The following is a 20,014-nucleotide window of genomic DNA, read 5'->3' as shown; positions in this document are numbered from 1 at the left end:
CAAGTGACAAGGATGCCCGCATGAGCGACAGCCGTTTCAAGATTGTGTTTGACGGAGCCCTGCTCCCGGGTGTCGAAAGCACCACCGCCAAGCTGAACCTCGCCGAGCTGTTCAAAAGTGATGTGGCAGCCATCGAAAAGCTTTTCACCGGCCGCCCGGTCGCACTCAAGCGCGACCTTTCCCGTGCCGATGCCGAAACCTACCTTACAGCGCTGAAAAACGCCGGCATCGATGCCCGTATCGAAGCCGAGCAGCCGGTAACCTTCAACCTGGCCGAAACCCACGAAACCGACGCCAGCACTGCAGACTTCTCGCGCCCTGCGGCTTCGCCCTATGCACCACCGCGTGCTGCCGTGGGTGAGTACACCGAGGAATACTCAACCCTTAAAGTGTTCACCATCCACGGTCGCATCGGCCGCTTGCGTTATCTGGCCTGGACGCTGGTATTGACCCTGGCGCTGTTGGTGGCCGGTGGCATCATCAGTACCGCGAGCTTCGCCGTGGCAACCGCCTCGCCGACTGCCGGCACCATCCTCGGGGTGCTGCTGGGCTTGGCCTTGTTTGTTGCACTGGTGTGGGTGAGCGTGCAAATCGGTGTGCAACGCCTGCACGACCTGGGCTGGTCCGGCTGGCTGTACTTCCTCAACCTTGTGCCAGTGGTCAACAGCATCTTCCCAATCTTGCTGCTGGTATTGCCGGGCAATGCAGGCGCCAACCAATATGGCCCGCCGCCGCCGCGCAACTCCACGGCAGTCAAAGTGTTGGCGACCCTGTGGCTGGCGTTTATTCCGGTGATGCTCGCCATTGTGGTGACGCTGGGCATGAACGGCTACCTGAACCAACTCGAAGCCAATATGGACAGCAGCTACGAAAGCAGCTCCATCACCGCCGATGACGCCACCGATCAAAGCGTCACCGTAGATGAAGAAGAAAGCGTGCAAAGTGCTGAGGACGCAGCCGAACCTGTAGACTCTCCAGAACAGTGAAGAAACGCCCCGCCGCCTGTGATGCCTCTGTCACAGGCTCGGCGGCGTTGCGATGGAGAAAGGCATGACCCGTTACGCTCTGATCACCGGCGCCTCCAGTGGCATCGGCCTGGCTTTGGCCGAAGCACTGGCCCGTCGCGGCCGTAGCTTGATTCTGGTGGCCCGCCAGCGTGATCAGTTGGAAAGCATTGCAATTGAATTGACTCAGCGCTTCGGCGTCGAGGTGCTGTTTCGTGCCTGCGACCTGGGCGAACCCCTGCGTTTGTCCGGGTTCCTGCTGGAACTTGAAGAAGGCGAGCGGCAGATCGACCTGTTGGTCAACTGCGCCGGCATGGGCACCAGCGGGCCGTTCCTTGCCCAGGACTGGATGACCGAGCAAGACCTGATCGAAGTCAACATCCTGGCCCTCACCCGCATGTGCCACGCCCTTGGCAACGCCATGGCGCTGCATGGCGGTGGGCAGATTCTCAACGTGGCCTCGGTCGCAGCCTTCCAGCCCGGCCCCTGGATGAGCAGCTATTACGCCAGCAAGGCGTATGTGCTGCACTTCTCCGAAGGCTTGCGCGAAGAGTTGAAGACCTGCGGTATCAAGGTCTCGGTGCTGTGTCCCGGCCCCACGCGCACGCCATTCTTCGGCACCGCGCAAATGGACACCGCCAAGCTCGACCGCAGCGGTCAACTGATGAGCCCGGAAGAAGTGGCGCTCTACACCGTGCGCGCGCTGGAAAAGAACAAAGCCATCATTATTCCCGGGCGACGCAACCGCTGGCTGGCCTTCAGCCCGCGCTTGAGCCCACGCTGGCTGACCCGCAAGATTGCCGGCGCCATCAACAAGGCCTATTGCCCGCGCTGACGGCCTCGGTACACTCGTTCTGCACTTTCATAATGGAGAAACAGCTGTGGATACTCTGTTCACCAAGATCATCAACAGAGAAATACCTGCGAAGATCATCTATGAAGATGACCAAGTCCTCGCCTTCCACGATATTGCCCCAATGGCACCCGTGCATTTTCTGGTCATTCCGAAAAAGCCGATCCGTACCCTCAACGACCTCACCGAAGAAGACAAAGCCCTCGCTGGCCATATTCTGTTCACCGCTCAACGGCTGGCCGTAGAGCAAGGCTGCGAGAAGGGCTTTCGCGTGGTGATGAACTGCAACGAGGATGGCGGGCAGACTGTTTATCACATCCATATGCACGTGCTGGGTCAGCGCCAGATGAACTGGCCGCCGGGCTGATTGTTGCGGGGAGTTTGCGACGGCTACGCCGTCGGGCGGGAGCAAGCTCCCTCGCCACAGGGGCAAATTGACACAGCGCAAACGCATCGCCTTCTCTTGCGGTAAACTGGCCGCCGAGATTCTTCCCGGAGGTCAGCATGACTACCCAACGTCACTACTCGCCGATTGACCGTCTGTTGCTGCAAGCCGACATGGCCATGCGCACACTGCTGCCCTTCAGCGGCCAACCGTACCGGCCTTCGCCCGCCATCGTGCAGCCCGACGCGCAGATGAGCGAGACCGACACCCGCCACGTCGCCGGCCTGATGCGCATCAACCACACCGGTGAAGTCTGTGCCCAGGCGCTGTACCAAGGCCAGGCGCTGACCGCCAAGCTGCCGCAAGTACGCGCAGCGATGGAACATGCGGCCGAAGAAGAAATCGACCACCTGGCCTGGTGCGAGCAGCGCATTCGCCAGCTCGGTAGCCATCCCAGCGTGCTCAACCCACTGTTTTATGGTTTGTCGTTCGGTATCGGCGCCGCTGCCGGCCTGATCAGCGACAAGGTCAGCCTCGGTTTTGTGGCTGCGACCGAGCATCAGGTGTGCAAACACCTGGATGAACACCTGGAGCAACTGCCGGCCGAAGACGAAAAGTCGCGGGCGATTCTTGAACAGATGCGCATTGATGAAGAACACCACGCAGAAAGCGCACTGGATGCAGGCGGCTTCCGCTTCCCGGCGCCCGTGAGGTTCGGCATGAGCGTACTGGCCAAGGTCATGACCAAAAGCACCTATCGAATTTAAACAATGCCGCACAAAAAAGGGCGCCCTCAACAGGCGCCCTTTTCTATTGCCGACTGGCAATCAACCCAGCTCGATAATCTCGTAATCATGGGTGATGGCCACACCGGCCGCGCCAAGCATGATCGATGCAGAGCAATACTTCTCGGCCGACAGCTCGATGGCGCGCTTGACCTGAGCTTCCTTCAACGCCCGGCCCTTGACCACGAAATGCATGTGGATCTTGGTAAACACCTTGGGGTCTTCAGTGGCCCGCTCCGCTTCCAGGAAGGCTTCGCAGCTCTCGACGGCCTGGCGGGACTTCTTCAAGATGCTGACCACGTCGAAATTGCTGCAACCGCCAACACCGAGCAGGAGCATTTCCATCGGGCGTACACCCAGGTTACGGCCACCGGCGTCCGGCGGGCCGTCCATAACTACCACATGGCCACTGCCCGACTCACCGAGGAACATGGCCTCGCCCGCCCATTGGATGCGTGCCTTCATCGCCCAGACTCCACTGCTAAAAAAGGGTCGCCAGCTTAGCACAGGGTCTTGAACCCGCAGCGCCCGGTATGAAAACGATCAATGACAACGTTTGCCCGCTAAATTCCTTAATCGAGGCAGAATGTGTCTGTTAAGCTGGCGCCAATTCAATGGCGCATTGCCATCCTTTGTACAGCGTGTATCAATGCCATTACCGCTGGATAAAAATAATTCCAACCACACCGTGCAGTCTTTTCGGGATACAACCATGGTTGCTCTTGCTCCCACACCCAAGATCAAGAACCTCGACAAATTGTTGATGCATTGCCAGCGCCGGCGTTACCCGGCCAAGCACAACATCATTTGCGCAGGCGAACGCTCCGAGACGCTGTTCTTCATTATCAAGGGCTCGGTCACCATCCTGATTGAAGATGAAGACGGCCGCGAGATGATCATCGCGTACCTCAATACCGGGGATTTCTTCGGTGAGCTGGGGCTGTTTGAACAAGCGGGCAAAGAGCAGGAGCGCAGTGCCTGGGTGCGGGCCAAGGTTGAGTGTGAAGTCGCCGAGATCAGCTATGCCAAGTTTCGCGAACTGGCCCAACATGATCCCGACATTCTCTACGCCTTAAGCGGTCAGATTGCCCAGCGCTTGCGCGACACCACGCGCAAAGTGGGTGACCTGGCGTTCTTTGATGTCACCGGCCGCGTAGCCCGTTGCCTGCTGGAACTGTGCAAACAGCCCGACGCCATGACCCACCCTGACGGCATGCAGATCAAAGTCACGCGCCAGGAGATCGGACGCATTGTCGGGTGTTCACGGGAAATGGTCGGTCGTGTGCTCAAGGACTTGGAAGAGCGCAACCTGGTACACGTCAAAGGCAAGACGATGGTGGTGTTCGGTACGCGTTAAGCCGGCAGGAATCCGGCCAGCATCTGACGGTACAACGCGTCCAGTCGGGTGATGGCATCCGGTGCGGGAAAGGCTTCGTGCAACGCGATATGGCTGTCGGCACGCACCCGCTGGTCGAGGCCGCAGGCCTCATTGAAACGATTGACCGCCGCAATCAGCTCATCGCGGTCGTTATCCAGCAACAATGCACCGTGCACCAAACCTACTGGGCGGCCGCCACTTTGTCGCCAGCGCTGGGCAGTGCCGACCATCTTGCGGCCGTTGAGGTTGACGTTATAGCGACCGTCGCAAAAGGCGCCGTCGATTTCGCCAACAGAAGCGTCACCGCCCAACTCAATCAGCAAATCACAGATCGGCTGGCACAAACGCTGATAACCGGTTTCGATGCGGCCTTGATCACCTTCGCTGCGTGGCGGCGCGTAAACCAGCGCGATATTGACCGTGGCGGCCGACTGCGGCACCGGCTCTCCGCCGGTCTCGCGCAGTAGCACCGGCCAACCGGCAGCAGCCGAACCCTGGCTGGCCGCGTCAAAAGCCGGCAAGCGGCTCAAGCGACGCGGCATGACCAGCGCTTGGTCGCTGGGCTGCCAGAACAGCAAACCAAACTCCCGTTCACCGGCGCAAACGGCCGCCAGCAAGTCTTGCTCGGCGGCAAGTCCTGCTTCAACTGTCATCGACACCGGCTCGATCATCGGACACCTATCATCTGAACAAACACAAAACCGAATGTGGGAGCTGGCTTGCCTGCGATAAAGGCACCGCGGTCTTCCAGAAACACCGAGGTGATGCTATCGCAGGCAAGCCAGCTCCCACACAAGCCAGCTCCCACATGTTTACCGTATTTCAAATCAGTCGAGGGTCGAACCACTCACCGCCACGCCACGCTCCGGGAAAAACAGACGCTGCAATTCCGCACCTGGGTTCTCGGCGCGCATAAATGTCTCACCCACCAGGAACGAAAACACACCGCTGATTTCCATCAGCTCTACGTCGGCGCGGTTGACGATGCCGCTCTCGGTAATCACCAACCGATCACGCGGAATACGCGGCAACAGGTCGAGGGTATTTTCCAGGCTGACTTCAAAGGTGTGCAGGTTACGGTTATTAACCCCCACCAACGGCGTGTCGAGGGTTTTCAGCGCGCGCTCCAGCTCATCGCCATCGTGCACTTCTACCAGTACGTCCAGGCCTACGCTTTTGGCCACGGCCGCCAGCTCGGCCATCTTCACGTCGTCCAGCGCGGAGACGATCAGCAGCACGCAATCGGCGCCCAAGGCGCGGGCTTCGACGATCTGGTACGGGTCAACCATGAAGTCCTTGCGGATCACCGGCAACTTGCACGCGGCGCGGGCCTGTTGCAGAAACAGATCGGAACCCTGGAAGAAGTCGATATCGGTCAACACGGACAGGCAGGTTGCGCCGCCCTTCTCATAGCTCTTGGCAATGTCTTCAGGAATGAAAACTTCGCGAATCACGCCTTTGCTGGGCGAAGCTTTTTTGATCTCGGCAATCACGGCAGGCTGTTTTTCCTTCGCCTGCTTGATCAGCGCAGCGGCAAAACCACGCGGCGCGTCGGCGCTTTTTGCCAAGCCCTCCAGCTCAGCCAGGCTCACACGGGCACGGCGCTCGGCCACCTCTTCAGCCTTGCGCGCGAGGATTTTTTCCAGAACGGTCGGGACACTCATCCTTCATTCTCCATTTTGAACACAGCGGTAAAGGCTCCCAGTTCTTCGAGCTTTTCGCGAGCCAGACCGGTGTGCAACGCATCGTGGGCCAAGGCGACACCTTCCTTAAGACTATAGGCGTGGTCCGCCGCGTAAAGTGCCGCGCCAGCATTCAGAACAATCATTTCTGCGGCTTTCTGACCGTTTTCTGTCTTGCGGCGCCCCAAGGCATCACGGATCAACTCCAGCGAGGCCGCCGGGCTTTCCACCGACAGGCCATGCAAGCTTTGGCTTCTCATGCCGAGGTCTTCGGGCTCGACCCAATATTCGCTGACCTGGTCATTCTTCAGCTCCGCCACAAAGGTCGGCGCTGCCAGGCTGAATTCGTCCAGGCCATCCTTGGAATGCACCACCAGCACGTGCTTGCTGCCCAGACGCTGCAACACTTCGGCCAACGGCCGGCACAGCGCCTGGCTGAACACACCGACCACCTGATGTTTCACGCCGGCCGGATTCGTAAGCGGGCCGAGCATGTTGAACAGGGTGCGCAGGCCAAGGTCCTTGCGCGGGCCGGCGGCGTGTTTCATGGCGCCGTGGTGGGACTGGGCAAACATGAAGCCAATGCCCACGCTGTCGATGCAGCGCGCCACTTGCACCGGCGTCAGGTTCAGATAAATACCAGCCGCCTCCAGCAAGTCGGCGCTGCCGCTTTTGCCCGACACCGCACGGTTACCGTGTTTTGCCACGGTGCAACCGGCTGCCGCCACCACAAAGGAGGAAGCCGTCGACACGTTGAAAATATTCGCACCGTCGCCGCCGGTGCCGACCACATCGACCACGCCGTCGAGGGTCTTGAGCTCAACCTTGTCGGCCAGCTCACGCATCACTGACACGGCGCCGACGATTTCGTCGATGCTCTCGCTCTTCATGCGCATCGCCATCATGAACGCGCCGATCTGCGCGTCAGTGCATTGGCCAGTCATGATCTCGCGCATCACGTCGCTCATTTCAGCGGTGCTCAGGTCCAGATGGCCGACGATACGGCTCAGGGCAGTCTTGATATCCATGGAAAGTCCTTAGCGCGTGCCGCCGCTCTGCTTGAGAAAGTTGGCGAACAGCTCGTAGCCCTGCTCGGTCAGGATTGATTCGGGGTGAAATTGCACCCCTTCGATATTCAGTGTCTTGTGACGCAGGCCCATGATCTCGTCGACCGAGCCGTCTTCCAGCTGAGTCCAGGCGGTCAGCTCCAGGCACTCGGGCAGGGTTTCACGCTTGACCACCAGCGAGTGGTAGCGAGTGACTGTCACCGGCAGGTTGAGGCCGTGGAATACGCCGAGGTCTTTATGGAACACCGGGCTGGTTTTGCCATGCATCACTTGGCGCGCACGCACCACGTCACCACCAAACGCCTGGCCGATGGACTGGTGACCCAGGCACACGCCCAGGATCGGCAATTTACCGGCGAAATACTGGATGGCTTCGAGGGAGATGCCCGCTTCGGTCGGCGTGCACGGGCCAGGCGAAACCACGATGCGCTCCGGGTTCAGGGCAGCGATTTCGGCGACCGTCAGTTCGTCGTTGCGCACCACCTTGACCTCGGCGCCGAGTTCGCCCAGGTACTGCACAACGTTGTAGGTAAAGGAATCGTAGTTATCAATCATCAGCAACATGTGGGTTCAAACCTCTTGAATTCACTGATTTCGAATGACCGCCTTCCAAGAGAGTGTCCCGCTGCCAGACGCACGTTCCGGTTGCCAGGGTGAGCCGGCAAGGGGCGTCAAACAAAGGGTGAAGAAGGCAAATCGGTACAGGTCCGGCCGAGCCGGCAGAGAAAAATGTCAGGCGCGCCAACGCCAACGGGCGTGTGCCTTGACTACTCGCATCAAGAGTTTGCTGATGATCAACACGGGGAGGGTCTCATTCATACGTTCAGGCACAGTAACGTAGCCTCGCCAGCGGTGCAATATGGAGCAGCGAATACGGGGGAATCACTACGGTGTCTTTACAGGAAAAAACAGTTTTCTTCGACGAAAACCCTCACTACATTGCTAGTGTTTCGCGTCCGATACAAAAACAACTAAATGGAATTTCGCATGCTCAGACCACCGTTTTTCGCCCCCCTCGCCGGCTGCCTCCTGTCACTGGCCTGCGCGCAGGCGTTTGCAGCACCTTCACCTTACTCAACCATGGTCGTGTTCGGCGACAGCCTGGCCGACGCCGGCCAGTTCCCCGATGGCTCGGCCGGCGCCACATTGCGCTTTACCAACCGCACCGGGCCGACATTCCAGGGCGATTATGGCCTGGTGTCATCTACGCTTTTGGGGGGCAAGCTGGGCGTGGCACCCAACGACCTGAACGCCTCCACCTCGCCGGTACGTGCCGCCCAAGGTTTGCCGGATGGTAATAACTGGGCGGTCGGCGGCTACCGTACCGACAATATCCTCGATTCCATCACCTCGGTCTCCAATGCGGCGATCCCGCCCGGCAATGCCGGTGGTGGCACCGTACTGCGCAGCCGTCAGGGTTATCTGCCGGCCAACGGCGGGCGGGCTGACCCGAACGCGTTGTATTTCCTATCCGGTGGCGGCAATGACTTTCTGCAAGGACGCGTCCTCAGCCCAGGCCAGGCCGTGGCCGCCGGCGGGCGCCTGGCCGACAGCGCCCAAGCCCTGCAACAGGCCGGCGCGCGCTACATCATGGTGTGGATGCTGCCCGACCTGGGCTTGACACCCGCCATCAACGGCACGCCCGCGCAAGGCGCCAGCTCGGCCCTGAGCAGCATTTTCAACCAGGCGCTGGTGCAGCGCCTGTCGCAGATCGACGCCCAGGTCATCCCGCTGAACATCCCGTTACTGCTCAATGAAACCTTCGCCAACCCTGCGCGCTTTGGCCTGGCCTCCGGGCAAAACCTCACCGGCACCTGCTTCAGCGGCAACGGCTGCACCGCCAACCCGGTGTATGGCATTGGCGGCGCCACCCCGGACCCGACCAAGCTGATCTATAACGACTCGGTTCACCCCACCATCGCCGGGCAACAGTTGATCGCCGACTACGCCTACTCGCTGCTCGCCGCGCCGTGGGAAGTGACCTTGCTGCCGGAGATGGCCCAAGGCACGTTGCGCGCCCATCAGGATGAGCTGCGCAACCAGTGGCAAGCCGACAATGGCAACTGGCAGGCCGTCGGCCAATGGCGCGCGATTGTCGCCGGTGGTGGCCAGCATTTGGACTTTGATGATCAACGCAGTTCGGCCAGCGGCGACGGCAGTGGCTACAACGTGAACGTCGGCGGCAGCTATCGCCTCGACGAAAACTGGCGCGTCGGCGTGGCCGCCGGCTTGTATCGCCAGACACTCGAAGCCGGCGCCCGCGATTCGGACTACAAGCTCAACAGCTACATGGGCACGGCCTTTGCGCAATATCAGCAAAACCATTGGTGGGCCGATGCGGCGTTGACCGGCGGCAAGCTGGACTTCGACAGCCTCAAGCGCAAGTTCGCCCTGGGCGTCAGCGAAGGCGCCGAAAAAGGCGACACCGATGGCTGGCTCTGGGCCTTGAGCGGCCGTTTGGGTTATGACATTGCCGGCGCCGGCAGCGACTGGCATTTGTCACCGTTCATCAGCGCGGACTATTCGCGGGTCGAAGTCGATGGTTATTCGGAAAAGGACAACCGCTCCACCGCGCTGACCTTCGATGACCAGCAACGCGACTCCAAACGCCTGGGCGTCGGCCTGCAGGGCAGCTACCGGATTACGCCGCAAACCCAAGTGTTTGGCGAAGTGGCCCACGAGCATGAGTTCGAAAACGACACCCAGAAGGTAAAGATGTCGCTCAACAGCGTGCCCGGGATCGACTTCAAGCTGGACGGCTACACGCCGCGCAGCAATTCGGACCGATTGAGTCTGGGGGTCAGCCACAAGCTGACTCAGGAGCTGGCGCTACGGGCGGCGTATAACGTGAGGAAGGATGACAGTTTTACCCAGCAAGGCGTCAGTGTGGGGGTGAGTCTGGATTTCTAAGCGGATCTTAAACGCCCCACAAAACAACTGTGGGAGCTGGCTTGCCTGCTCCCACAGGTTGTCCAATGTCTGACTTTAGCTTTGCGGCGTTTGCTCGGCCAACGCCACAGCCCGGAACATCGCGCGGCGTTTGTTCAGGGTTTCTTCCCATTCCAGGGCCGGCACCGAGTCAGCCACAATCCCGCCACCCGCCTGCACATGCAGCTCGCCGTCCTTGATCACGGCGGTGCGGATCGCAATCGCAGTGTCCATATTGCCGTTCCAGGCGAAATATCCCACGGCGCCGCCATACACACCACGCTTGACCGGCTCCAGTTCGTCGATGATCTCCATCGCGCGAATCTTCGGCGCGCCCGACAAAGTGCCCGCCGGCAGAATCGCCCGCAGTGCGTCCATCGCGGTCAACCCGGCTTTCAGCTCGCCGGTGACGTTGGACACAATGTGCATCACGTTGGAATACCGCTCGATGACCATCTTCTCGGTGAGCTTCACCGAACCGATTTCCGAAACCCGCCCGGTGTCGTTGCGGCCCAGGTCGATCAGCATCAAGTGTTCGGCAATTTCCTTGTCGTCACTCAGCAGGTCTTCTTCCAGCGCCAGGTCGGCCTCTTCGGTCGCGCCACGCGGGCGTGTGCCGGCTATCGGGCGCACGGTGATGAGGTTGTCTTCGACCCGCACCAGCACTTCCGGCGAACTGCCCACCACGTGGAAGTCTCCGAAGTTGAAGAAGTACATGTACGGCGTCGGGTTGAAGCACCGCAGCGCGCGGTACAGATCAATTGGCGCCGCCTTGAAGTCGATGGACATGCGTTGCGACGGCACCACCTGCATGCAGTCACCGGCAAGGATGTATTCCTTGATGGTGTCGACCGCGCGCTCGTAGTCATCCTGGGTAAAGCTTGAACGAAAGATCGGGTCGGCGGCCGGCGGACGGCTGAGGTCCAGGCCACGGCGTGGGGTGATCGGCTGACGCAGTTTCTCCAGCAATGCCTCAAGGCTAGCCTGGCCTTGCTCGAAGGCATCGGCCTGGGACGGGTCGGCGAGGACAATCGCGTGCATCTTGCCGGCGAGGTTGTCGAACACCACCACCGCGTCGGAGACCATCAGCAGAATGTCCGGCACGCCCAGCGGGTCCGGGTTCGGGCATTTGCCCAGGCGTTTTTCTACGTAGCGCACGCAGTCGTAGCCGAAATACCCCACCAGGCCACCGTTGAAACGCGGCAGACCGGGAATGGTCGGCACGTTGTAGCGCGCCTTGAAGGTTTCGACGAACGCCAGCGGGTCTTCCACGTCATGGCTTTCGATCTCGACGCCATCATGGGTGATGCTCACATGGTGGTCATGCACACGCAGCACGGTGCGGCACGGCAGGCCGATGATCGAGTAACGGCCCCACTTCTCGCCGCCCTGCACCGATTCAAGCAGGTAGGAATTGGGCTTGTCGGCCAGTTTGAGGTAGATCGACAGCGGCGTATCGAAGTCAGCCAGGGTTTCGCAGGCCATGGGGATACGGTTATAGCCGGCAGTGGCCAAACGCAGGAATTCTTCGCGGATCATGAGGTGCCTCGTGGCTTGAGGGTCAAACGGTCAGGTGTGCAAACGTGCCGCAACGCGGCCAGGATCAGTCAGGCGCGCCAACGCCAGCGGGCCAGGGCCTTGATGACTTTCATCCAGAGTTTGCGAGTGACCACCACGATGGAATTTCCAGAAGGGGTTGATTCGATGTCGGGCAACGTTATCTCAGCGCCCGCTCCCAAGCAACCGGGGATTAGCAGTCGCAGATCATCAATCACCAGCGCCGGCGACTCCTCGGCGATCGGTCGGCCGTGGTTGTAGCCGTAGCTCAGCGCCACACACTGCACGCCAGCGGCTTTGGCGGCTTGCACATCACTGCGCGAATCGCCGACAAACAACGATTGCGAGGCCGGAATATTGGCCATTTTCATCACAAAGAACAGCGCCGCCGGGTCAGGCTTTTTCTGCGGCAAGGTGTCGCCGCCGATGATCCAGCGGAAATACCGGCCGATTTTCATCTGGTCCAACAGCGGCGCGACAAAGCGCTCCGGCTTGTTGGTGATCAGCGCCATCTCCACGCCTTGCTTGTGCAGCCACTTGAGCGTGTCGCGCACGCCTGGGTAAACCACGGTGAGCTCATGGCTGCTTTCATAGGCAACATTGAAGAGTTCCAGGGCGTGCTCGGCCTCAACCTCATCCACACCTTCGGCATCAATATGGTTGGCCAAGGCCCGACGCACCAGCATCTGCGCGCCGTTGCCGACCCACTCACGCACCGCCTCGATGCCCGCTGGCTTTCGCCCCAACTTGAGCAGCATCTCGTCCACCGCCGCCGCCAGGTCTGGCACCGAATCGATCAATGTACCGTCCAGATCGAACATCACCAGTCGTGGCAGTTTGCCGGGGAACAACTGCTCAAAACCGCTCATGGACGCGCCAGCGCCAGTTCGGCCCGCATCTTGTCGATGACTTCCTGGTAGTTGGGGGCGTTGAAGATCGCCGAGCCAGCCACAAAGGTGTCAGCGCCAGCGGCGGCGATTTCGCGAATATTGTTGACGTTGACCCCACCGTCGATTTCCAGGCGGATATCACGGCCCGACGCATCGATCAGCGCACGGGCTTCGCGCAGCTTGTTCAGCGTGCCGGGGATGAACTTCTGCCCGCCGAAGCCTGGGTTGACGCTCATCAGCAAGACCATGTCGACCTTGTCCATCACGTACTCCAGCACGCTCAACGGCGTGGCCGGGTTGAACACCAGGCCGGCCTTGCAACCGCCTTCGCGGATCAGTTGCAGGGTGCGGTCGACGTGCAGCGTGGCTTCCGGATGGAAGGTAATGTAGGTGGCGCCGGCCTCGATGAAGTCACCGACGATGCGGTCCACCGGGCTGACCATCAGGTGCGCATCGATCGGCGCAGTAATGCCGTACTTGCGCAGTGCCGCGCAGACCATCGGGCCGATGGTCAGGTTGGGCACATAGTGGTTGTCCATGACATCGAAGTGCACGAAGTCGGCACCGGCGGCCAATACCTTGTCCACTTCCTCACCCAGGCGGGCGAAGTCGGCGGAGAGAATCGATGGAGCGATAACGAAGGGCTGCATGACGCACCTTTTTGAGCTAAATCACGATGGCGCGCATTGTATACCTCATGCTTTACCCAGCACACCGTGACCTAACTCAATGGTCAGTATGCCGCCCGGTAGATTTTCTCGATATCCGCCGCGCTGAGCTTGCGCGGGTTGTTGCGCATCAGGCGCTCGATACCCGCCGCTTCCGTCGCCATGGCGGGGATCGCGTCTTCCGGCACACCAAAGCTGCGCAGCCCTGCCGGGATTTCCACGGCGGCACATAGCCGCGTCATCGCCTCGACCGCCTGATCGGCGGCGTCGTTGACGCTGAGCCCGGCGGTATTCACGCCCATGGCTTGGGCAATGTCCTGCATGCGCTCCACGCAGGCCAGTTTGTTCCAGTGCATCACGTAGGGCAGCAACAGCGCATTGCTCACGCCGTGAGCAATATTGAATCGCCCGCCCAGCGGGTACGCCAAGGCATGCACTGCGCCGACGCCAGCATTGCCGAACGCCATGCCGGCCATCAGGCTGGCGGTGGCCATATCATCGCGGGCCTGCAGGTTGGCCGGGTTGGCGTAGGCCTTGGGCAGCGCATTGGCAATCAGTTTGATCGCGCCGATGGCCAGCGCGTCAGTGATCGGCGAGGCATTCAGCGACAGGTAGGACTCGATGGCATGCACCAGCGCATCCACGCCACTGGCCGCGGTGACACTGCGCGGGCACGTGAGGGTCATTTGCGGGCTGATCAGCGCAACATCCGGCAATAAGTAATCGCTGACGATGCCTTTTTTCAGTTGTGCGGCCTTGTCGGAGAGAATCGCCACATTGGTCACCTCCGAACCGGTGCCGGCCGTGGTCGGGATGGCGATCAGCGGCGGGCCTTTGCGCGGCACCTGGTCGACGCCGAACAAGTCCGCCAGCGCGCCGTGGTAACCGGCATAGGCCGCGACACTCTTGGCAATGTCGATGGCACTGCCACCGCCCACGCCGATCAGGCCGTCATGCCCGCCCTCGCGGTACACGCGCATGCAGTCCTCGACGATGGCGATTTCCGGGTCGGGCAGCACACGGTCGAAAATCTCATAAGTGCGCTCGCCCAGGTGCTCGAGCGCCAGCGCCACGGTGCCGGACTTGACCAGCGCGGCATCGGTAACGATCAACGGGTTATCCACATCAAGACGCGTGAGCTCGGCGGCCAGTTGTTCGATGGCGCCAGCACCGGTCAGCAGTTTGTGGGCGATCTTGAATGAGGAAGTACTCATGTGCGCGGCCTCTTATTAATGATGGGCTGGCACAAGAATAGCCGGGTATTTCAGGTTGCCCAGCATTCACGCACTGAATGGCTCGGTCGGTGTGGGAGCTGGCTTGCCTGCGATGCGACCGCCTCGGTTTTCCTGACATACCGAGTTGATGCTATCGCAGGCAAGCCAGCTCCCACATTTGATCCGGTTTCGACCTTTAGACTTGCGCGGTGCGCAGTTTCTCGCTGCGGCCTCGCAGCCATTCAAGGGTCAGCAACAGCAGCACCGAGAACGCAATCAGCAAGGTTGCCGCTGCGGCAATCGTCGGGCTTAAATTTTCGCGGATGCCGCTGAACATCTGGCGCGGCAAAGTCGCTTGCTCGGGGCCGGCGAGAAACAGCGTCACTACCACTTCATCAAAGGACGTCGAGAAGGCAAACAATGCCCCGGAAATCACCCCCGGCGCGATCAACGGCAAGGTCACACGGCGAAACGCGGTCAGCGGCGAGGCGCCCAGGCTGGCCGCTGCCCGCACCAGGTTGTGGTTGAAGCCCTGCAACGTCGCCGACACGGTGATGATCACAAACGGCACACCCAGCACGGCATGTACCACAATCAGCGAGAGGAAGCTGTTGCCCAGCCCCAGTGGCGCAAAGAACAGATAGCTGGCCACGCCAATGATCACCACAGGCACCACCATCGGCGAAATCACCAAGGCCATGACCAACGCCTTGCCGGGAAAGTTGCCGCGCGTCAGGCCAATCGCCGCCAGCGTACCGAACACCATCGCCAGCACCGTGGCCGCCGGGGCCACAATGATGCTGTTCTTCAATGCACGCATCCACTCGGCCGAGGCGAAGAAGTCCTGATACCAGTGCAGCGAGAAGCCTTGCAGCGGGTACACCAGGAAACTGCCGCTGTTGAACGACAGCGGGATAATCACCAGCACCGGCAAGATCAGGAACAGCAGGATCAAGCCACACAGGATCCGCAAGCTGTAGAACCACACCCGCTCCACGGGTGACATATAAGGGCTCAGCATCGCCAACTCTCCTCAGCTCAGGCGCAGGCGACTGGCGCCGACCAGACGGTTGTAGATCAGGTACAGCACGACGGTCGCCAGCAGCAGCAAGCCGCCCAGCGCCGTGGCCATACCCCAATTGATGCTGGTGTTGGTGTAGAACGCGACGAAATAGCTGACCATCTGGTCGTTCGGGCTGCCGAGCAGCGCCGGGGTGATGTAGTAACCAATCGCCAGAATAAACACCAGCAGGCAACCGGCGCCGACACCGGCATAAGTCTGCGGGAAGTACACACGCCAGAAACTGGCAAACGGGTGGCAACCCAGGGAAATCGCTGCACGCATATACGTGGGCGAGATGCCTTTCATCACGCTGTAAATCGGCAAAATCATGAAGGGCAACAGGATGTGCACCATCGAGATGTAAACCCCGGTGCGGTTAAACACCAGCTCCATGGGTTTATCGATCAGCCCCATGCCCATCAATGCGCTGTTGATCAACCCACCGGACTGCAGCAGTACAATCCACGCCGCCACCCTTACCAGGATTGAGGTCCAGAACGGCAGCAATACCAGAATCATCAGCAGGTTACTTTTGCGTGCCGGCAGGTTGGCCAGCAAATAGGCCAACGGGTAGGCCAGCAACAGGCAGATGAAGGTTATTACCAAGCCCATCCAGAACGTGCGGGCGAAGATGTCCAGGTAGATGGCCTGGTCAGGCGTGGCCGGGGCCACTTCGCCAAGGTCATTGATACGGTGATCGACAGCCGCCAGCAGGTAGTACGGCGTGAGGCTGCTGGTATTACGCCGGATCGCCTGCCAGTACGCCGGGTCGCCCCAGCGTTCGTCGAGGTTTTCCAACGCTTCCTTATAAGAGGCGGGCGCTTCGGTAAACGGCAGCGCCCGCGCGGTTTTGGTCAACAGACTGCGGTAGCCGGCCAGTTCCATGTTCAAGCGTTTGGACAAGTCGCCCAGCGTCTGGTTTTTACGCGCTTCACCCAGGTCTTCGCTGAGCGCCTGATACACCGGCTCACCCGGCAGGCCGCGACCGTCCCAGGTCTTGACCGCCACCACGGTACGCGGCAAACCGCCCACCACTTCCGGGTTGCCGACGCTTTTGTAAAGCAGCGCAACAATCGGCACCAGGAACACCAGCAGCAAAAACAGCACCAGCGGCGCAATCAAGGCCTGGGCCTTCCAGCGGTTGAGCCGCTCGGCACGCGCCAGGCGCTGCTTGAGGGTGGGGCTGGGAATGGCGATAACCATGGCAAACTCCGGAAATCTTCTAAGAGTTCCCTGTGAGCGGTGCTTTTTTGTGGGAGCTGGCTTGCCTGCGATGGCATCGCCTCGGTGTCACTCAAAGACCGAGTCGATCCCATCGCAGGCAAGCCAGCTCCCACACCAGCCTGCTTTCACAGAGGAATATGCGGTGTTACTTGGCCGCCCAGGAATTGAAGCGCTGCTCGAGCTGCTCGCCGTTATCCGCCCAGAAGCTCACATCGATCTGCACCTGGTTGGCGATATTCTCCGGCGTGGTCGGCATGTCTTTCAGCACATCCTTGGCCAGCAACGGCACAGCCTGGGTATTGGCCGGGCCGTAGGCGATGTTTTCCGAGTAGGTCTTCTGCTGTTGCGGCTGCACCGAGAAGGCGATGAATTTCTTCGCCGCTTCGGCACGGTCCTTGGCCAGGCCTTTAGGGATGGCCCAGGCGTCAAAGTCGTAGATGCCGCCGTTCCACACCACTTTCAGGTTGCTTTCTTTTTGCACGGCAGCGATGCGGCCGTTGTAGGCCGAGCTCATGACCACATCACCCGAGGCCAGGTACTGCGGCGGTTGTGCGCCGGCTTCCCACCACTGGATCGACGGTTTGAGTTCGTCGAGTTTCTTGAACGCGCGATCCTGGCCGTCTTTGCCAGCCAGCACTTTGTACACGTCTTTGGGGGCCACGCCGTCCGCCATCAAGGCGAATTCCAGGGTGTACTTGGCGCCTTTGCGCAGGCCGCGCTTGCCTGGGAATTTCTTGGTATCCCAAAAATCCGCCCAACTGGTCGGTGCAGTGGCAAGCTTGTCGGCGTTGTACGCCAGCACGGTGGACCACACAAAGAAGCCCACGCCGCAGGGCTGAATCGCGCCTTTCACGTAATCGGCGCTATTGCCGAACAGTTTCGGGTCGAGCGGTTCGAACATGTCTTCGTCACAGCCACGGGACAGTTCCGGCGACTCCACTTCCACCAAGTCCCACGACACGCTCTTGGTATCGACCATGGCTTTGACCTTGGCCATTTCACCGTTGTACTCACCGGCGACGATCTTGCCATTGCCCGCGCTTTCCCACGGAGTGTAAAAGGCTTTGACCTGAGCCGCCTTGTTCGCGCCACCGAAGGATACGACCGTCAGGTCCGGGCCTGCCATGGCCTGTGTCGCGCCCATCAAGCCGATGGCCAAGGCGGAATATTTAAGGGATCTCAACATTGTTGTTCTCTCCACGTGCAGGGTTGGTGAAGCCATGGGGCGATTAATTCGCCTCTAGAAGTGGGTCGAGTGCGCGAACGTGCTCGACTTGCCAGCCAATCGGTACCACGTCGCCGACCGCAAGCGCTGGGTCCAGCTCAGCGATCGGTTGTTTCACAAAAAAATCGGCCTTGCCGCAGACTTCCAGGCGCACACGCACGTGGTCGCCCAGGTAGATAAATTCCGCCACCCGCCCAGAGAAGCGGTTGACGCAGGACTCACTGGAGCCGTTGAGGCTGACGCGCTCCGGGCGTACTGACAGGGTCACCGGGCCGCCGAGTTGGCCGACATTCACTGCCAGCGCCTCGACCTTTTCACCGCGCGCCAACTCCACCACACAGCGTTCGCCGGTGTGGCTGTGCAAGCGGCCATTGAGTCGGTTGTTCTCGCCGATGAAGTTGGCGACGAACGTGTTTTTTGGCTCTTCGTACAGCGTGCGCGGCGCGGCGATCTGCTGGATCTCGCCCTGGTGGAACACCGCCACGCGGTCGGACATGGTCAAGGCTTCGCCCTGGTCGTGGGTCACGTACACCACGGTCACGCCGAGGCGCTGGTGCAGGTGCTTGATCTCCATCTGCATGTGTTCGCGCAGTTGTTTATCGAGGGCGCCGAGGGGTTCGTCCATCAACACCAGCTGCGGTTCGAACACCAGCGCGCGGGCCAAGGCCACGCGCTGTTGCTGACCGCCGGAGAGTTGCGCCGGGTAACGCTGGGCGAAGGCATCCAGCTGGACCATGCTCAGCACGCGTTTGACCCGCTCGCTGATATCGGTCTTGCTCAAGCCGCGCACCGACAAGGGGAAGGCCAGGTTCTCTGCCACCGTCATGTGCGGGAACAGCGCGTAGTTCTGGAACACCATGCCGATGTCGCGCTTGTGCGGCGGCACGTTGTTGATAGCGCGCCCGGCGAGCAGGATTTCCCCGGCGGTCGGCGTCTCGAAACCGGCGAGCATCATCAGGCTGGTGGTCTTGCCCGAACCCGACGGCCCGAGCAGGGTGAGGAACTCGCCCTTGCGAATCTCCAGGTTGAGGTCTTTGACGATCAGGTTCTCGCCGTCGTAGCTCTTCTGCACGCCACGAAAGCTGACCAGCACATCATTTGAATCCACCTCGCTCATACCCGCACCTTTTGTTTTGGACTGCTGTGGCACAAAGCGTAGTCCAGGCGCGAGCCCCCGGAAATCGGGGGCGAGGAGAGAATCACATCAGCAGGATGGAAGGTTGGGGGTAGGGATTGCCCTACACGGATGGCGGGCAGAGAACAGTGCGGCGGCAATCGTCAGCGTCTGCCGGCAAAGCCTATGTCGTAAACAGATACGCGCACCTGGAGGAGCCCGGCTTGATCGTTCCCTCGCTCCGCGTGGGAATGCAGCCCAGGACGCTCTGCGTCCTAAAGCGTGACGCAGAGCGTCACAAGAGGCGTTACCACGCGGAGCGTGGGAACGATCGAGGGGGTTACAAGAGTTTGTGTTCCATGGCGTACTTCACCAGTTCGGCCAGGGAGGTGATATGGAGCTTTTGCATCAACCGCGCCTTGTGGGTGCTGATGGTCTTGCTGCTCAGCGCCAGTTGCTGGGCGATGTCATTGACGTTGGCGCCCTGGGCCAGGCGCTCGAACACTGAGAACTCGCGCTCCGACAGTAACGAATGCAACGGCCGCGTATCGGTGAGGCCGACCTCAAAGACCATGCGGTCCGCCAGGTCCGGGTCGATGTAACGCCCGCCCGCCGCCACCTTGCGAATCGCCGTCAGCAACAGCGCCGGGTCACTGTCCTTGGTGGCATACCCCGCCGCCCCGACTTTCAGGGCGCGGGCAGCCATTTGCGCTTCATCGTGCATCGACAGCACCAGAATCGCGGGCGGGTTACTCAATGCACGGATGCGCGCAATCGCTTCCAGGCCATTTACGCCCGGCATCGAGATATCCAGCAACACCACCTCACAGGCGATATGGCGCAAGGTCTCCAGCAACTGCTCGCCATTGCTGGCCTCGCCGACCACCAGCAGGTCTTTGGCCAGGCCAATCAATTGCTTGATGCCTTCACGAACAATGGTGTGGTCTTCGGCTACCAATACGCGAATCACAGGGGCT

General features: G+C 60.6%; 20 protein-coding genes. 6 read left to right on the top strand and 14 right to left on the bottom strand.

The annotated features are described in order from the left end of the window. Positions 1 to 20: 20 nt before the first annotated feature. The 4 genes from GIW28_RS22605 to coq7 all read left to right on the top strand — a co-directional run bounded on the left by GIW28_RS22605 (position 21) and on the right by coq7 (position 3,009). Positions 21 to 986, top strand: coding sequence for a DUF805 domain-containing protein (locus tag GIW28_RS22605; protein ID WP_138449317.1), 966 nt, complete (start codon positions 21 to 23; stop codon positions 984 to 986). 64 nt (positions 987 to 1,050) lie between these two features. Further along, positions 1,051 to 1,839, top strand: a complete 789-nt coding sequence (locus tag GIW28_RS22600) for an SDR family NAD(P)-dependent oxidoreductase (protein ID WP_236446316.1) — start codon at positions 1,051 to 1,053, stop codon at positions 1,837 to 1,839. 46 nt (positions 1,840 to 1,885) lie between these two features. Next, entirely contained in the window at positions 1,886 to 2,224 is a 339-nt protein-coding gene (locus GIW28_RS22595; RefSeq protein WP_003210943.1) for a histidine triad nucleotide-binding protein, read from the top strand. A 137-nt stretch (positions 2,225 to 2,361) separates the two neighbouring features. Then, on the top strand, positions 2,362 to 3,009 hold the full coding sequence (gene coq7, locus GIW28_RS22590; RefSeq protein ID WP_017138087.1) for a 2-polyprenyl-3-methyl-6-methoxy-1,4-benzoquinone monooxygenase: 648 nt from the start codon (positions 2,362 to 2,364) through the stop codon (positions 3,007 to 3,009). A 60-nt stretch (positions 3,010 to 3,069) separates the two neighbouring features. On the opposite strand, the gene GIW28_RS22585 is transcribed toward coq7, so the two are convergent. Further along, entirely contained in the window at positions 3,070 to 3,492 is a 423-nt protein-coding gene (locus tag GIW28_RS22585; protein WP_017138086.1) for an OsmC family protein, read from the bottom strand. Between the two features lie 247 nt (positions 3,493 to 3,739). Here GIW28_RS22585 and crp point away from each other — a divergent pair, with 247 nt between their 5' ends. After that, complete coding sequence (crp, locus tag GIW28_RS22580) at positions 3,740 to 4,384, top strand: cAMP-activated global transcriptional regulator CRP (RefSeq protein WP_017138085.1); 645 nt, start codon at positions 3,740 to 3,742, stop codon at positions 4,382 to 4,384. Here crp and GIW28_RS22575 read toward each other — a convergent pair. From GIW28_RS22575 to GIW28_RS22560, 4 genes are all read right to left on the bottom strand, one after another. Then, positions 4,381 to 5,076 (bottom strand): lipoate--protein ligase family protein, encoded by a 696-nt coding sequence (locus tag GIW28_RS22575; protein ID WP_236446319.1) that lies wholly within the window; start codon positions 5,074 to 5,076, stop codon positions 4,381 to 4,383. The genes crp and GIW28_RS22575 overlap by 4 nt on opposite strands. A gap of 156 nt (positions 5,077 to 5,232) precedes the next feature. Beyond that, on the bottom strand, positions 5,233 to 6,069 hold the full coding sequence (gene trpC, locus GIW28_RS22570) for an indole-3-glycerol phosphate synthase TrpC (RefSeq protein WP_017138083.1): 837 nt from the start codon (positions 6,067 to 6,069) through the stop codon (positions 5,233 to 5,235). Beyond that, on the bottom strand, positions 6,066 to 7,115 hold the full coding sequence (gene trpD / locus GIW28_RS22565) for an anthranilate phosphoribosyltransferase (RefSeq protein WP_017138082.1): 1,050 nt from the start codon (positions 7,113 to 7,115) through the stop codon (positions 6,066 to 6,068). The genes trpC and trpD overlap by 4 nt, the downstream gene beginning before the upstream one ends. Positions 7,116 to 7,124: 9 nt before the next feature. Further along, on the bottom strand, positions 7,125 to 7,718 hold the full coding sequence (locus tag GIW28_RS22560; protein WP_053258301.1) for an aminodeoxychorismate/anthranilate synthase component II: 594 nt from the start codon (positions 7,716 to 7,718) through the stop codon (positions 7,125 to 7,127). A 423-nt stretch (positions 7,719 to 8,141) separates the two neighbouring features. Between GIW28_RS22560 and estP the strand changes: the two genes are divergently transcribed. Continuing rightward, positions 8,142 to 10,064 carry an esterase EstP gene (estP, locus tag GIW28_RS22555; protein ID WP_236446322.1) on the top strand — a complete coding sequence of 641 codons (1,923 nt, stop codon included), beginning with the start codon at positions 8,142 to 8,144 and terminating at the stop codon, positions 10,062 to 10,064. 75 nt (positions 10,065 to 10,139) lie between these two features. Here the strand turns inward: estP and trpE are convergent, their stop codons facing one another. The 9 genes from trpE to GIW28_RS22510 form a co-directional block, all read right to left on the bottom strand. Next, positions 10,140 to 11,621, bottom strand: a complete 1,482-nt coding sequence (trpE, locus tag GIW28_RS22550; protein WP_017138079.1) for an anthranilate synthase component I — start codon at positions 11,619 to 11,621, stop codon at positions 10,140 to 10,142. Positions 11,622 to 11,689: 68 nt separating this feature from the next. Then, on the bottom strand, positions 11,690 to 12,508 hold the full coding sequence (locus tag GIW28_RS22545) for a phosphoglycolate phosphatase (RefSeq protein WP_017138078.1): 819 nt from the start codon (positions 12,506 to 12,508) through the stop codon (positions 11,690 to 11,692). Continuing rightward, entirely contained in the window at positions 12,505 to 13,179 is a 675-nt protein-coding gene (rpe, locus tag GIW28_RS22540) for a ribulose-phosphate 3-epimerase (RefSeq protein ID WP_017138077.1), read from the bottom strand. Before rpe ends, GIW28_RS22545 begins: the two co-directional genes overlap by 4 nt. A gap of 83 nt (positions 13,180 to 13,262) precedes the next feature. Beyond that, positions 13,263 to 14,411: an iron-containing alcohol dehydrogenase gene (locus GIW28_RS22535; protein WP_017138076.1), complete on the bottom strand. Its 1,149-nt coding sequence runs from the start codon at positions 14,409 to 14,411 to the stop codon at positions 13,263 to 13,265. Between the two features lie 196 nt (positions 14,412 to 14,607). Beyond that, on the bottom strand, positions 14,608 to 15,432 hold the full coding sequence (locus tag GIW28_RS22530) for an ABC transporter permease (RefSeq protein WP_017138075.1): 825 nt from the start codon (positions 15,430 to 15,432) through the stop codon (positions 14,608 to 14,610). Positions 15,433 to 15,444: 12 nt separating this feature from the next. After that, positions 15,445 to 16,677, bottom strand: a complete 1,233-nt coding sequence (locus GIW28_RS22525) for an ABC transporter permease (RefSeq protein WP_017138074.1) — start codon at positions 16,675 to 16,677, stop codon at positions 15,445 to 15,447. 166 nt (positions 16,678 to 16,843) lie between these two features. Then, the gene (locus tag GIW28_RS22520; RefSeq protein ID WP_017138073.1) at positions 16,844 to 17,884 is read right to left on the bottom strand and encodes an ABC transporter substrate-binding protein; all 1,041 of its coding nucleotides are present in this window, start codon (positions 17,882 to 17,884) and stop codon (positions 16,844 to 16,846) included. 43 nt (positions 17,885 to 17,927) lie between these two features. Then, a complete protein-coding gene (locus GIW28_RS22515) occupies positions 17,928 to 19,040 on the bottom strand; it encodes an ABC transporter ATP-binding protein (RefSeq protein WP_017138072.1) in 1,113 nt (370 codons plus the stop codon). A gap of 337 nt (positions 19,041 to 19,377) precedes the next feature. Beyond that, positions 19,378 to 20,007, bottom strand: coding sequence for a response regulator (locus GIW28_RS22510; RefSeq protein WP_017138071.1), 630 nt, complete (start codon positions 20,005 to 20,007; stop codon positions 19,378 to 19,380). Positions 20,008 to 20,014 lie beyond the last annotated feature (7 nt).

Origin of the sequence: Pseudomonas sp. PA-5-4B, from assembly GCF_021606215.1 — a bacterium.
In the GTDB taxonomy this organism is placed as follows: Bacteria; Pseudomonadota; Gammaproteobacteria; order Pseudomonadales; family Pseudomonadaceae; genus Aquipseudomonas; species Aquipseudomonas edaphica.
This window is presented reverse-complemented; position numbering and strand designations above follow the sequence as displayed.

Bases quoted from the DNA above. Each gene is read 5' to 3' on its own strand.
- GIW28_RS22605 (WP_138449317.1), top strand. From the start codon at position 21: ATGAGCGACAGCCGTTTCAAGATTGTGTTTGACGGAGCCCTGCTCCCG.
- GIW28_RS22600 (WP_236446316.1), top strand. From the start codon at position 1,051: ATGACCCGTTACGCTCTGATCACCGGCGCCTCCAGTGGCATCGGCCTG.
- coq7 (WP_017138087.1), top strand. From the start codon at position 2,362: ATGACTACCCAACGTCACTACTCGCCGATTGACCGTCTGTTGCTGCAA.
- GIW28_RS22585 (WP_017138086.1), bottom strand. From the start codon at position 3,492: ATGAAGGCACGCATCCAATGGGCGGGCGAGGCCATGTTCCTCGGTGAG.
- crp (WP_017138085.1), top strand. From the start codon at position 3,740: ATGGTTGCTCTTGCTCCCACACCCAAGATCAAGAACCTCGACAAATTG.
- GIW28_RS22575 (WP_236446319.1), bottom strand. From the start codon at position 5,076: ATGATCGAGCCGGTGTCGATGACAGTTGAAGCAGGACTTGCCGCCGAG.
- trpC (WP_017138083.1), bottom strand. From the start codon at position 6,069: ATGAGTGTCCCGACCGTTCTGGAAAAAATCCTCGCGCGCAAGGCTGAA.
- trpD (WP_017138082.1), bottom strand. From the start codon at position 7,115: ATGGATATCAAGACTGCCCTGAGCCGTATCGTCGGCCATCTGGACCTG.
- GIW28_RS22560 (WP_053258301.1), bottom strand. From the start codon at position 7,718: ATGTTGCTGATGATTGATAACTACGATTCCTTTACCTACAACGTTGTG.
- estP (WP_236446322.1), top strand. From the start codon at position 8,142: ATGCTCAGACCACCGTTTTTCGCCCCCCTCGCCGGCTGCCTCCTGTCA.
- trpE (WP_017138079.1), bottom strand. From the start codon at position 11,621: ATGATCCGCGAAGAATTCCTGCGTTTGGCCACTGCCGGCTATAACCGT.
- GIW28_RS22545 (WP_017138078.1), bottom strand. From the start codon at position 12,508: ATGAGCGGTTTTGAGCAGTTGTTCCCCGGCAAACTGCCACGACTGGTG.
- rpe (WP_017138077.1), bottom strand. From the start codon at position 13,179: ATGCAGCCCTTCGTTATCGCTCCATCGATTCTCTCCGCCGACTTCGCC.
- GIW28_RS22535 (WP_017138076.1), bottom strand. From the start codon at position 14,411: ATGAGTACTTCCTCATTCAAGATCGCCCACAAACTGCTGACCGGTGCT.
- GIW28_RS22530 (WP_017138075.1), bottom strand. From the start codon at position 15,432: ATGCTGAGCCCTTATATGTCACCCGTGGAGCGGGTGTGGTTCTACAGC.
- GIW28_RS22525 (WP_017138074.1), bottom strand. From the start codon at position 16,677: ATGGTTATCGCCATTCCCAGCCCCACCCTCAAGCAGCGCCTGGCGCGT.
- GIW28_RS22520 (WP_017138073.1), bottom strand. From the start codon at position 17,884: ATGTTGAGATCCCTTAAATATTCCGCCTTGGCCATCGGCTTGATGGGC.
- GIW28_RS22515 (WP_017138072.1), bottom strand. From the start codon at position 19,040: ATGAGCGAGGTGGATTCAAATGATGTGCTGGTCAGCTTTCGTGGCGTG.